The organism is Leifsonia tongyongensis (assembly GCF_010686705.1).
Lineage (GTDB): Bacteria > Actinomycetota > Actinomycetes > Actinomycetales > Microbacteriaceae > Diaminobutyricibacter > Diaminobutyricibacter tongyongensis.
The window spans coordinates 814,971-827,412 of sequence record NZ_JAAGWY010000001.1 but is presented as its reverse complement, the minus strand read 5'-3'; the positions used below and the strand labels follow the sequence as shown (position 1 = coordinate 827,412).

The 12,442-nt window shown below is 65.0% G+C and carries 11 protein-coding genes; 10 read left to right on the top strand and 1 reads right to left on the bottom strand.

Translation table 11 applies throughout. The features are described 5' to 3' along the window. Nucleotides 1–29 precede the first annotated feature (29 nt). From G3T36_RS03845 to G3T36_RS03835, 3 genes are all read left to right on the top strand, one after another. The gene (locus G3T36_RS03845) at nucleotides 30–623 is read left to right on the top strand and encodes a hypothetical protein (RefSeq protein WP_163288072.1); all 594 of its coding nucleotides are present in this window, start codon (nucleotides 30–32) and stop codon (nucleotides 621–623) included. Between the two features lie 199 nt (nucleotides 624–822). Further along, nucleotides 823–1,644, top strand: a complete 822-nt coding sequence (locus G3T36_RS03840) for an aldo/keto reductase (RefSeq protein ID WP_163288071.1) — start codon at nucleotides 823–825, stop codon at nucleotides 1,642–1,644. 125 nt (nucleotides 1,645–1,769) lie between these two features. Continuing rightward, a complete protein-coding gene (locus tag G3T36_RS03835; RefSeq protein ID WP_163288070.1) occupies nucleotides 1,770–2,510 on the top strand; it encodes a VIT1/CCC1 transporter family protein in 741 nt (246 codons plus the stop codon). A gap of 32 nt (nucleotides 2,511–2,542) precedes the next feature. Here the strand turns inward: G3T36_RS03835 and G3T36_RS03830 are convergent, their stop codons facing one another. After that, complete coding sequence (locus G3T36_RS03830; RefSeq protein WP_163288069.1) at nucleotides 2,543–2,974, bottom strand: Dabb family protein; 432 nt, start codon at nucleotides 2,972–2,974, stop codon at nucleotides 2,543–2,545. 255 nt (nucleotides 2,975–3,229) lie between these two features. Between G3T36_RS03830 and G3T36_RS03825 the strand changes: the two genes are divergently transcribed. From G3T36_RS03825 to G3T36_RS03795, 7 genes are all read left to right on the top strand, one after another. Continuing rightward, complete coding sequence (locus tag G3T36_RS03825; protein ID WP_163288068.1) at nucleotides 3,230–4,045, top strand: SGNH/GDSL hydrolase family protein; 816 nt, start codon at nucleotides 3,230–3,232, stop codon at nucleotides 4,043–4,045. A gap of 167 nt (nucleotides 4,046–4,212) precedes the next feature. Beyond that, nucleotides 4,213–5,799: a phospholipase C gene (locus G3T36_RS03820; RefSeq protein ID WP_338031452.1), complete on the top strand. Its 1,587-nt coding sequence runs from the start codon at nucleotides 4,213–4,215 to the stop codon at nucleotides 5,797–5,799. Between the two features lie 590 nt (nucleotides 5,800–6,389). Beyond that, nucleotides 6,390–7,070 (top strand): GntR family transcriptional regulator, encoded by a 681-nt coding sequence (locus G3T36_RS03815; RefSeq protein ID WP_163288067.1) that lies wholly within the window; start codon nucleotides 6,390–6,392, stop codon nucleotides 7,068–7,070. Between the two features lie 197 nt (nucleotides 7,071–7,267). Continuing rightward, entirely contained in the window at nucleotides 7,268–8,626 is a 1,359-nt protein-coding gene (locus G3T36_RS03810; protein ID WP_163288066.1) for a purine-cytosine permease family protein, read from the top strand. 44 nt (nucleotides 8,627–8,670) lie between these two features. Further along, a complete protein-coding gene (locus G3T36_RS03805) occupies nucleotides 8,671–10,221 on the top strand; it encodes a hydantoinase/oxoprolinase N-terminal domain-containing protein (protein WP_163288065.1) in 1,551 nt (516 codons plus the stop codon). After that, nucleotides 10,218–11,339 carry an S-methyl thiohydantoin desulfurase family protein gene (locus G3T36_RS03800; RefSeq protein WP_163288064.1) on the top strand — a complete coding sequence of 374 codons (1,122 nt, stop codon included), beginning with the start codon at nucleotides 10,218–10,220 and terminating at the stop codon, nucleotides 11,337–11,339. The genes G3T36_RS03805 and G3T36_RS03800 overlap by 4 nt, the downstream gene beginning before the upstream one ends. Then, nucleotides 11,336–12,439: an S-methyl thiohydantoin desulfurase family protein gene (locus G3T36_RS03795; RefSeq protein WP_163288063.1), complete on the top strand. Its 1,104-nt coding sequence runs from the start codon at nucleotides 11,336–11,338 to the stop codon at nucleotides 12,437–12,439. The genes G3T36_RS03800 and G3T36_RS03795 overlap by 4 nt, the downstream gene beginning before the upstream one ends. Nucleotides 12,440–12,442: the final 3 nt, after the last annotated feature.

Below are 12,442 nucleotides of genomic sequence, written 5' to 3'. Positions count from 1 at the left end.
AAACGCAACGTGCGCGTACCCGTCGACTCGTGGTGAATGCCGCACGGGCGTCCCTCCCTCTCGATGGCAGCCTCACGACGCAGTCGATCGCGGACATCTGCGCTCAAGCAGGGCTGAATGCGGGCGCTTTCCGGCAACTCTTTCCCTCGGACCAAGCCCTGTTGGATGCTGTCCATGAGGTGCTTGTCGACGAATGCGTTCAACGACTGCGGTCGGGTGTCGATCGGTTCGCGACGGACGCGACGGACTCCTCCGATGAGTCCGCCATCGCGCGGGCCGCGGTCGCCATCGCGCGATCGTCACCGCTGGACAGGACGAGCCTGATCATCAGATCGCAGCGCCGCGTCGCATCATTGCGATCGGCAGCGGGCATGGTTGAAGTCGCCGAAGGCGAGAGGATGTTCATAACGGCTCTGGCCGGAGTCTTCGCGGACCTGTTCGAAAAACTGCACCGACGGATTTCGTGGCCGACCGAGCTCGCTGTTCGAGTGATTCTCAACACGTACGAGCGATCGTTCGAGACGTGGCTGCTGCGAGGCGCCGACGAGACGCACTTCTTCGAGTCCGGGTATGTGCGCAAGACGCTCCCCACGATTCTTGCCCAGGTGAGCGCCGCGGCCTGAAGATCGGCCATGGGGAGTCGATGGCCGGATCCGGCCGGTCGGTTTCGCTCCCGGCGACGACGCCCCTCCCGTTCGAGCGCCGCCCACCCAGGGCGTGCAGTGATGTCTACCGTCAACAGGAACCAATACGAACCGTGGCGGGAAATCGCTGTCGCCGGAGGACTACCATGGCCGACATCCCGCCCCTGAAAGGAATTCCATGCCTGTTTTGACCGATACGTTCGCTCTGTCCAACGGCGTCACCATCCCCAAGATCGGTTTCGGAACCTGGCAGATTCCGGATGGCCCCAAGACGTACGACTCGGTGCGCACGGCGATCGACACGGGCTACCGCCACATCGATACGGCCCGCGCGTACGGCAACGAGGCGAGCGTGGGACGCGCCGTCCGCGACAGCGGGATTCAGAGGGAAGACATCTTCATCACGACCAAGTGCCCCGCTGAAGTCAAGGACCCCGCGGGTGCCCGGCACGCGTTCGAGCGATCCACAGCAGCGCTCGATCTCGGCCCGGTGGATCTCTACCTGATCCACGCGCCCTGGCCGTGGAACGCCATCGGCAGCGACCACCGCGCCGGCAACATCGAGGTCTGGAAGGTCTTCGAGGAGCTCTACGCGGCGGGAAGCACCCGCTCGATCGGCGTCAGCAACTTCACCGTCGCCGATCTCGAGTCGCTCACCGCCGCCACGAGCGTCCTCCCGCAGGTGAACCAGATCCGCTGGTTCGTCGGCCACACCGAGCCCGAGACCACCGCGTACTGCCACGACAAGGGCATCCTGGTCGAAGGCTATTCGCCTCTCGCGACGGGTCGGCTCCTGAAGAATCGCGAGATCGCTGCGATTGCCGGCAAGTACGGCAAGTCGGTGGCCCAGGTGAGCATCCGATACCTGCTCCAGAAGGACATCCTGCCGCTCCCCAAGTCCACCACCCCCAGCCGGATCGCGGAGAACGCCGACGTGGACTTCGAGCTCAGCGCGGAGGATGTGGCCGCATTGGATGCGCTCGACGCAGGGGGGATCTGAGGGAATAGGCCTCTTGGCTACGTAGTTGTCAGTCTTTCGGATGGCGGTGAATCCCTTCCATCAAGACACCTATGGGCAGGCTGCCCTTACTGGCGGGACGTCGCCGAGAGTGCTGAGGTTTTTACATGATCGACTCGGATGAACTGGACACGATTCCTGGCGCACACCAATCGGAGCCGCACCGTGAGCGGCTTGCCCAGCGGCTGAATTGGCTGCGAGCAGGGGTGCTCGGTGCGAATGACGGAATCGTCTCGGTCGCAGCGGTGGCCGTGGGCGTCGCCGGTGCGACGGGCGCGATCGCACCCCTCCTCACCGCGGGCCTTGCAGCTCTCGTGGGGGGTGCAATTTCGATGGCGCTCGGTGAGTATGTGTCGGTGAGTAGCCAGCGGGACAGCGAGCACGCGCTGATCGCGAAGGAAAGACGCGAGCTGGCCGAGATGCCTGACGAGGAGCTCCAGGAACTGGCTGGGCTCTACCGGGCGAAGGGGCTGAGCCCCGAGACCGCACGACAGGTCGCGGTGGAATTGACTGAGCACGACGCGCTCGAGGCCCATCTCTCGGCGGAACTGGGTATCGACCAGGCCGACGTGGTGAGCCCGTGGCATGCGGCGTTCGCGTCGGCTGTCTCCTTCACGATCGGCGGCATCCTGCCTTTGATTCCGATGCTGTTGCTTCCCGAGGCGGTTCGAGTCCCGCTGACCTTCGTTGTCGTCATCATCGCCTTGGCCGCCACCGGGTGGCTGGCCGCGTACATCGGCGGGAGCTCTCGCGGGAGGGCGACCGTCCGCGTCGTCGTCGGCGGAGCGCTAGCGCTCATCGCGACGTTCGCGATCGGCACGCTCTTGGGTACCACCGGGGTCGTCTAAGCCGCCTGGCCTCGGCCGCGCTCCGTGGTGATTCAGGCGTCCGGCTCGTGGAAGTCGAAGACGAGCGCTCCGTCCTCGGCGAGGAAGGGGCCGACGAACTCCTTGAACTCCGCGTGGGCGATGTCGAGATGCTCCCGGTCTGAGAAGACGGGTTCGCCGACGTAGAAGTTGCGGTCGCCGAGCGACCTGAACATCACGATGAACGCTCGGTCGTGGCCGCCGGGCGCGGTCTCGCCGCTGCACTGGTCACCGCTCCTAATTGATGCAATATATGGCTCACCGTTGCGTTCCGTCTGTGCGAGCGCATGGAACCGTCGAGCGATTTTTGAACGCTGCGCATCCGTCACGTCTGGTCGGTACCGGAACAGGACGATGTGCGTTGTGCGTCCAGGGCGGTAGTCGGATGCGGTGAATCGGTCGATGCCGACATCCGCGAGTTCAGCCTTCAGATCAGCTAGCGGCATTCAGGAAGCTTCTTTCGGTGGCGCTGCAGGATGAACGGGCGTGCGGGATGCTCGGGGTTCGTCGCCTCCGTGCTCATCGTGAGAAAGAGTTCGATGAGTCCGCGATGTTCCGTGTCGTACCCCATCAGCGGGGCGAAGCCACGGATGAATCCCTTCTGCCTCCACTCTAGGCCGGCCGCACCACCGCGGCTCTTCGTGGATTTAATAGTTACACTGTGTAATGATTGTACTCTGTAATTAATTAAGGAGTACACGATGGTCGACCCGCTGCTCGAGAAGCTCGTCCGTTTCCAGCATCCTGAACGCTCGCTCGGCTATGTCCGCGCGCTGAGCGACGAAACCCTGGCCTCCCTGTTCGGCACCGATACTGGGACGTACCGTGAGGCTGTTGCGCAGCTCGATGCGCAGCGAGCCGAGGCGGTCCGCCGGCTCGCAGCGCGCCAGGATGTGCGCGAGGTGCTGCAGCATCCACCATTCGAGCGCGGCCAGGCGGTCGTCGCGACCGGTGAGAGCACGACGGCTGATCGACTCTCCTGGTTCGAACTCATCGCTGCACTCTTTGACGCGGAGCGACCGAACCTCGAACTGAGATTCGAGAACCTGGCCGTCGCCGGCTCGACCACGACGCAGGCGTTGGCGGGGGTTTCCGCGCTTCGTCGCGCATCCGGTGACTGGGTGTTCTGCATGCTCGGCGGGAACGACTCCCAGCGGTTCGGCGGCGCTACAGGCACGCGGCTGGTGAGTTCAGCCGAGACGGTACGCAACCTTCGAGCGCTCCGCGACTTGGCTCAGCGCGATGAAGCGAACTGGGTCTGGCTGTCGCCGACCCCCGTGGATGAGGAGCTGGTTGCGCAGTTCCGGTACTTCCAGTTGGCCGGAATCACCTGGACCAACGAAGACGCTCGCGGTCTCGCCGCCGAACTGTCCGCGCTGGGTGGCGCCGTCATCGACGCATTCGATGCAGAGCCGGTAGCGGAACCGTTCCTCGACGACGGAGTGCACCCGAGCCTGAGCGCGCAAGAGTCCTTGGCTGTTCACGTGCTGACTGCGCTCAGCTCCGCCCTGCACTGATCGACCGCATCAGGTCTTCCCGAATCGACCCGAGAATTGGGGAACGGTTCACCTGACGTCCACATTTCCGTCACCCGAGACGCCTGACACCCGTACAGGGGCAGTGCCAGAGTGGGGAGTGCTCGCGGGACGCGCCCGCGAGCACGACCTCGCAAGGAGAGCGCCTGGTGTTCAAACTCAAGATCCAGCACATAGCGGCAGCCGTGGGGGCGGCCGCTATCGTCGCAGCCGGAGCCGTCGCTCCGGCTGTCGCGTCCGGTCCCTCGAGCGACGACGGCAGCAAGACGGCCGCCAGCTCGACCGCGACGCCGATCAAGCACGTCGTTGTCATCTTTCAGGAGAACGTCTCGTTCGACCACTACTTCGCAACGTACCCGAACGCCGCCAATCCGGCCGGCGAGAGCCGCTTCACCGCGGCCGCGAATACTCCGACCGTCAATGGGTTGAACGGTCCGCTGCAGGCGCCCAACAACCCGAACTCGGTTCAGCCGTTCCGTCTCGACCCGAGCCAGGCGCAGACGTGTGACCAGGACCACACCTATACGGACGAGCAGAAAGCGTTCGACTCGGGCCTGATGGACAAGTTCGTCGAAACGGTGGGCCGTGGCGCCGGTGCCTGTGTCGACTACGGCAAGGGCCCGGGCCTCGTCATGGGCTACTACGACGGGAACACCGTCACCGCGATGTGGAACTACGCGCAGCATTTCGCGATGAGCGACAACTCGTACAACACCACCTTCGGCCCCTCCACCCCCGGCGCGCTCAATCTGATCGCCGGCCAGACCCATGGATTCTCCACCACCTCTCCGGCCGTGACGGCGAACTCCACTGTCGTGGGCGATCCGCAGCCAGCCGGTGACAAGTGCGACACGCGAGACGCCACGACCTCGACGGATGTCAAGAACAAGAACGTCGGCGACCTGCTGAATGCCAAGAACGTGAGCTGGGGATGGTTCCAGGGCGGCTTCCGTGACTGCGCAGCCACCAGCACCACGACGTACGGCACTCCGGTCACCTCGAAGTCCTATATCCCTCACCACGAGCCGTTCCAGTACTTCGCCAGCACGGCCAACCTGCAGCACACACCGCCCGCGTCGGTCGCCGAGATCGGCCACAACGGTCAGGCCAACCACCAGTACGACCTGACGGACTTCTGGTCGGCCGTGAACGCGAAGAGCATGCCGGCCGTCAGCTTCCTCAAGGCCCCGGCCGCGCAGGACGGCCACGCCGGCTACTCGAACCCGCTGGACGAGCAGGCCTTCGTGGTCGACACGATCAACAGGCTCCAGAAGACGCAGGACTGGAAGAGCACGGCGGTGATCATTGCGTACGACGACAGCGACGGCTGGTATGACCACCAGATGAGCCCGATCGTGAACCAGTCGAACGACCCGGCGGTCGACGCCCTGGCCGGGGGCACCAACTGCGGTACGAATCCGGCTGTGGTGCTCGGTGGCTACCAGGATCGTTGCGGCTACGGCCCGCGCCTGCCGCTGCTAGTGATCTCGCCCTACGCGAAGGCCAACTTCGTGGACCACACCACCACCGACCAGAGTTCCATCCTCCGATTCATCGAGGACAACTGGAATACCGGCCGCATCGGCAACGCCTCCTTCGATCAGAAGGCAGGAACGCTGAACAACATGTTCTCGTTCTCGACCCGCGGCCAGGGAGATGACAACGGGAACCGCGGTGACTCGAGTTCGCGGACGCTGTTCCTCGATCCGAAGACCGGACAGCCAGTGAAGCGATGATCTGGTAGACGGAGAGCTTCGCCTCGCGTCATTTTCGCGGCCCCGGGATTACGGTCCCGGGGCCGCGTCTTGCCCTGAGAGCCTCGTCTCAGCCAGGGCCCGAGAGAGGTTATCTAGCCGATCGCCGCCCGACAGCGTTCTGAATGAATCGAAGCAAGGATCGTTTGGGCGGATCGTGGCGTTCGGGTTCTTCCACGTGAACCGGAGCAAGGAATTCAACGTGATCGCATTCCTGACAACTCGCGATGCGGTCATGGACTGAAAGCCCAAAGCCGTAGTACGGGTTCTGGCGAAGATCCATTCTGGCGCCACAGTTGCGACAGCGCATTTCGGGCGCCCCTTTCGAATTGGATTTTGTCCATTTGCGATCGGGTAGTTGTGAGGGCCCCGACAACCCGAATGTCAGGGCCCTCGCCGACTGACCGTGGCCACGCCGGCGTGTTGCCGGGCTAGGGCCAGCAAGCACAGGTGTCAATGTACAGGAATTGGACCAACAATTCGAAATTTGCCGACCTATCCGGGCGATTGTCGGAAACCAACTGGCACACTGTATTGACACACGATTTCCGTACCCGAACCGGAGGCAAACTGTGGCGAAAGCATCTGCTGTACCAGAGCAGCGACGGCAGCTGATTCGTGACCGCGCATACCAATCCATCCAGGGCGCGATCCTCGATGGCACCTTTCAGCCAGGCGAGGCTCTCGACGATGCGAGGCTGCAGGAGTGGTTGCACATCTCGAGGACGCCGATCCGGCAAGCGCTCTACGCGCTGAGTCTTGAGGGGCTGATAGACATGGCGCCGCAAGCGCACACCCGCGTCGTGCTGCCCCGCCGCGAGGACGCCATGGCTTACTTGCAGGCAACGGGCGTGCTGGTCGGGGGAGTGACGGAATTGGCTGCTGGCGTAGCCTCACCGGCGCAGCGGGGGCAGTTGATCGATGTGCTGAATGATGTGGTCGGTGCCACGAGAATGCGGGACACGGCGGCGTTCGTCAGTGGCCAACGAAGTTACTTCCGGACAATCAACAACATCAACCCGAACGCAATCCTTGCCCGACTCAGCGGGCAAGCGATGGTGGCGCTGGGCTATTACCTTTCGGTAGTGGCCCATGCGTCGGACATCGACTGGGGTGAAGTGGGCGCCCAGTATGAGCTTCTGATCGCCGGATGGCGAGCGGCAGATACTGAGGCTGTCGTCATCGTAACCAGGGGCATCTTCGGCTTACGAGGAGCGCGGCTGGTCAGCACCCTGAATGCAGAGCCGGCTTAACAGGGTTGATGCCGGATTGTTGGTCTAGTAAGGCAAGCCGGGGTGCGACCGAATCCTCTTGGCCGACACGAGCGGTCTGCACCCCGAGTGTGCAAGGCGCACATAACACGCTGCAATCAGGGCTGATTGCACATGGATCGTGGTCGAAGTGGCAATTAGCCTGTCCACACCCATTCCTCGTCACGAAGGACACCCTCATGGCTCGCACCGCACCTGCTGAAGACTTCGCCCTCAGTCGCGTCACGCCCGATGCTCGAAAGCCCTGGTTCGGCATCGCAGTGCAGCGATTCGGCCAGGTCTCCGCTCTCTCGCAGTTCCTGCTCGGAGCCACTCTCGGTTACAGCATGACCTTCGGGCAGGCCGCGCTCGCCCTGCTTCTCGGCTCGATCATCCTCGAGATCATCATGTGCATCGTCGGCATCATCGGTCAGAAAGAAGGACTGAACACGGCGCTGCTCGCCCGCTGGACCGGCTTCGGTGAGATCGGCGCCTCTCTCGTCGGTCTCGCCATCGGCATCAGCCTCATCGGCTGGTTCGGAATCCAGAGCGCGATCTCCGCGCAATCCCTCAACGTGCTGATGCCGGGCGTCATGCCGATCTGGTCGTGGAGCCTCATCTTCGGCCTGGCCGTGACCGCGATCGTCAGCTTCGGATTCGTCGGGATGCAGTGGCTCGCGAACATCACCGTGCCGCTGTTCCTCATCCTGGTGGGCTGGTCCGTGATCAGCGAGCTCAGTAAGCACTCGATCAGCGATCTCCTCACCTCGCCGGCGCCCGGCCCGACGATGAGCGTGTGGTCGGGCACCGCAATCGTCGCGGGCGGTCTCATCGTCGGTGCGATCATCACCGCCGACATGACCCGCTACAACCGTTCCAAGGCCGATGTGGTCAAGCAGACGGTCGTGGGAGTCACGTTTGGCGAGTTCGTCATCGGCCTCGCCGGAGTGCTCCTCGCCCACGCGGCCGCCACCGGCGACATCGTAGCCATCGTGACCTCGTCGATCGGCTTCGTCGGCCTCATCATCGTCATCACGGGCACCCTCAAGATCAACGACTGGAACCTCTACTCCTCGACTCTCGGCCTGGTGAACTTCATTTCGACCGCGTTCGGAAAGAACATCCACCGTGTGTCGACGACCGTCGTGCTCGGTGTGGTCGGCTCGATCCTGGCCGCTGCCGGCATCCTGTCGCAATTCACGGGGTTCCTCATCATCCTGGGCGTCGCCTTCCCGCCGATCGCCGGCATCATGGTGGCCGAGTACTTCATCGTCAAGCGCTGGCGCGGAGAACTCGACGCGACGCGCGCTTCAGGCACGCTCCCGTCGACGGCGCCCCGCGTGGTGCCGGCCACTCTCATCATCTGGGCGGTCTCGTCGGTCGTCGGTTACTTCGTCACCTGGGGGATTCCATCGCTGGTGTCCCTCCTGCTGTCGATCCTGCTCTATGTGATCGCCGGCAAGCTCGGCTGGGTTCGTGGTGTCGGACGCGCCACCACGATACAGGCCGAAACCGCTTCCGCCCCCGCCGCATCGGCGACCACCGTCCCCACGAACTAGCACCGATCCACGCACCACAAGCACCACTACGAAAGCGAGAACCAATGCATATCGGCATCGACGTCGGCGGAACGAACACCGATGCAGTGCTCATGGACGGCAAGCTGACGCTGGCCGGCGTCAAGAACGCGACGAGCCCCGACGTCACCGCCGGGATCGTGCAGGCGATCGAGGCTCTGCGGAACGCGCACGGGTTCGAAGGCGACGACATCAGCGCCGTGATGATCGGGACCACCCATTTCATCAACGCGCTCGTCGAAGCCAAGCGGCTGGCCCCGACGGCGGCACTGCGGCTGGGACTGCCCGCGACCAAGGCGCTGCCCCCGCTGGTCGACTGGCCCGAGCCGTTGAAAGAGGCAATCGGGGCCCGCAGCTACCTGGCGCACGGCGGCTACGAGTTCGATGGTCGCCCGATCTCCCCGCTCGACCACGCCGAGCTCAAGGGCCTGGCGGCGGACATGGCGGAGCACGGAATCCGCTCGGTCGCGATCTCGTCGGTGTTCAGCCCGGTCAACCACGATGTCGAGACGCAGGCGGCTGCGATCATCGCGGATGAGCTGGGCGACGTCGCCATCTCGCTCTCACACGAGATCGGACGGATCGGCCTCCTCGAACGCGAGAACGCGACGATCATCAACGCCGCGCTGCGCGAACTCGCATCCGAGATCGTCGACGGGCTCACGGCAGCGGTTCGCGCCCAGGGCATCGGCGCTCCGATCTTCCTCAGTCAGAACGACGGCACGCTGATGGATGAGGACTACGTGCGCCGCTACCCGGTGGCCACGTTCGCCTCCGGTCCCACCAACTCGATGCGCGGGGCAGCACTCACCAGCGGTCTGGAGACGTGCGCCGTCGTCGACATCGGCGGGACCACCGCCGACATCGGCCTGCTGATCAACGGCTTCCCCCGCGAGACGGCCAACGAGGTGAAGGTCGCGGGGGTGCGCACAAACTTCCGGATGCCCGACGTGCTGTCGATCGGAATCGGGGGCGGCTCGATCGTGAACACCGAGACGGCCGAGGTCGGACCGGAGTCGGTCGGATACCGTCTGACCACGGAGGCCCTCGTCTTCGGCGGATCGACGCTGACGGCGACGGATATCGCCGTCGCCGCCGGACGTGCGGCCATCGGCGATCCCCGGCTGGTCGAACACCTCGAGCCCGCCTTCGTGGCGCGGGTCCTCGAGCGGATAGCCGAACGCATCGCGGAGGCGGTGGACCGGATGCGTACGTCGCCGGACCCCATCCCGGTGGTCGCCGTGGGCGGCGGCTCCATCCTGCTTCCGGACGAGCTCCCCCTGTTCGGAAGGGTGCTCCGGCCGGAGAACTACGCCGTCGCCAACGCCATCGGAGCATCCATCGCCCAGGTCGGCGGCGAGATCGACAAGGTGTACGCGATCGAGCCGGGACGCCGCGATGAAGCTATCGCCGAGGTGCGGGCCGAAGCCATCGACAAGGCGATCGCCGCCGGCGCCTCACCGCAGTCCGTGTCCATCGTGGACTTCGACGAAGTGCCGATTCCCTACCTGCCCGGCAATGCCACGCGTATCCGCGTCAAGGCCGTCGGCGATCTCGACATGGCGGTGCGAGTATGAGCTGGATGCTGACCGCCGACGCCGTGCCCCAGCTCGCGCGCGGTGCTGCCGTACTCGGAACCGGTGGTGGAGGCGACCCGTACATCGGCGCACTCCTCGCGCAACAGGCCCTCGCAGCGCACGGCCCTGTCACCGTGGTCGCACTCGACGAGGTACCGGATGACGGGCTGGTGCTCACTGTCGCGATGATGGGCGCCCCGACCGTCATGATCGAGAAGCTCCCGAGCCTGGATGAGGTCATCGCGCCGGTGAAGGCCCTGGGAACCTACCTCGGACGGCCCGTCACCCATGTCGCCTGTGCCGAAGTCGGCGGCGTCAACTCCACCATCCCCGTGGCAGCAGCGGCCGCTCTCGGCCTGCCGCTCGTCGACGCAGACGGCATGGGCCGCGCCTTTCCCGAACTGCAGATGGTGCTGCCGACCCTCTATGGAGTGACGGCGTCGCCGCTCGCGTTCGCGGATGAGAAGGGCAACATCGGCGTGCTTCAGACCGTCGACAACAACTGGACGGAGCGGATCGCCCGCGTCGCCTGCGTCGAGATGGGCTGCTCGATCATGATCGCGGGCTTTCCGATGAGCGGGTCGCAGGCCCGGGAGGCGCTCGTACCCGGATCCCTTCGACACTCGCTCTCCATCGGTGCAGGCATCGCCGACGCCCGTGACACGAAGAGCGATCCGGTCAGCCGCACCGTCGACCTGCTCGGCGGCCGCGAATTCTTCGCCGGCAAAGTCGTCGACGTCGAACGCGGGACCACGGCCGGCTTCGCCCGGGGCAGGGCGCGCATCGAGAACGCGCTATCGACCCTCACCCTCTCGTTCCAGAACGAGCACCTGATCGCCGAAGCGAACGGGCAAGTGCTCGTGACGACACCCGACCTGATCATCGTTCTCGACCACGACTCGGGTGAGCCGATCACCACCGAAGCGCTGCGCTACGGCCAGCGCGTGCGAGTGATCGCCGCACCCAGCGACCCGCGGTGGCACAGCGCGGAGGCTCTCGCGATCGTCGGGCCCGGCTACTTCGGCTACGACATCCCGTCACATCGTTTCGACGGAACCGCGGAGATCGTCGCGGCGGACGGCTCGATACAGATCTGTGCGGCGGAGGTCGTGGCATGAGCTGGACCCTCACCGCTGCGGACCTTCCCGACCTCGCCCGGGGCGCCACTCTCCTCGGCACCGGAGGCGGAGGCGACCCCTATATCGGCCAGATGCTCGTGCAGCGAGTGCTCGGGGACGGCAGCATCACCGTGCTCGACCCCGACGAGCTCGCCGACGACCTGTTCGTGATCCCGACCGCTCAGATGGGCGCGCCGACCGTGATGATCGAGAAGATCCCGGCGGGAACAGAGCCGACGCTCGCCCTCCGCACGCTCGAAAAGCACCTGGGCCGCACCGCCGATGCCACCATGCCCATCGAGTGCGGTGGCATCAACTCGATGATCCCGTTGATCGTCGCCGCGGAGACCGGACTCCCCGTGGTCGACGCCGACGGCATGGGCCGCGCGTTCCCCGAGCTCTCGATGGAGACGTTCGCCGTCTACGGTGTGCACGGTTCTCCCCTGGCGCTCGCCGGCGAACGCGGCGAGACCGTCGTCATCGACACAGGAGACGACGACCGTCAGATGGAATGGCTCGCGCGCGGCGTGACCATCCGCCTCGGCGGAGTCGGTCACATCGCGGAATACGCGATGAGCGGCGCCGACGTGAAGCGCACGGCCGTTCCCCGCACCATCTCAATGGCACTCGCCTTGGGTCGTGCCATCCGCGAAGCCAGGGAGGAGCATCGTTCGCCGTTCGATGCGATCGCTCAGACCTTGTCGACCACCCTTTACTCGGAGGTGCGCGAGCTGTTCACCGGCAAGGTCACCGACGTCGAGCGACGCACGACAGAAGGCTTCGCGAAGGGCCGGGCGATGATCTCCTCCCTCGATGCTACGAGCGACGACGCGCTCGAGATCGCGTTCCAGAACGAGAACCTCGTCGCGCGCCGCGGCGACGACGTCGTGGCCATCGTTCCCGACCTGATCTGCGTCGTCGACATCGAGTCGGGTGAGCCGATCACCACCGAAGGTCTTCGTTACGGTCAGCGCGTGCGCGTGCTCGGGATCTCGACTCCGGCGATGATGCGCACGCCGGAGGCCCTCGCAGCATTCGGGCCCTCGGCGTTCGGTCTCACCGAGCCGTTCATCCCGGTAGAGGCGCGCGTTTACGCTTGATCC

Excerpts from the sequence above, each read along its gene's own strand:
- G3T36_RS03840 (WP_163288071.1), top strand. The coding sequence starts at position 823 with ATGCCTGTTTTGACCGATACGTTCGCTCTGTCCAACGGCGTCACCATC.
- G3T36_RS03835 (WP_163288070.1), top strand. The coding sequence starts at position 1,770 with ATGATCGACTCGGATGAACTGGACACGATTCCTGGCGCACACCAATCG.
- G3T36_RS03830 (WP_163288069.1), bottom strand. The coding sequence starts at position 2,974 with ATGCCGCTAGCTGATCTGAAGGCTGAACTCGCGGATGTCGGCATCGAC.
- G3T36_RS03825 (WP_163288068.1), top strand. The coding sequence starts at position 3,230 with ATGGTCGACCCGCTGCTCGAGAAGCTCGTCCGTTTCCAGCATCCTGAA.
- G3T36_RS03810 (WP_163288066.1), top strand. The coding sequence starts at position 7,268 with ATGGCTCGCACCGCACCTGCTGAAGACTTCGCCCTCAGTCGCGTCACG.
- G3T36_RS03805 (WP_163288065.1), top strand. The coding sequence starts at position 8,671 with ATGCATATCGGCATCGACGTCGGCGGAACGAACACCGATGCAGTGCTC.
- G3T36_RS03800 (WP_163288064.1), top strand. The coding sequence starts at position 10,218 with ATGAGCTGGATGCTGACCGCCGACGCCGTGCCCCAGCTCGCGCGCGGT.
- G3T36_RS03795 (WP_163288063.1), top strand. The coding sequence starts at position 11,336 with ATGAGCTGGACCCTCACCGCTGCGGACCTTCCCGACCTCGCCCGGGGC.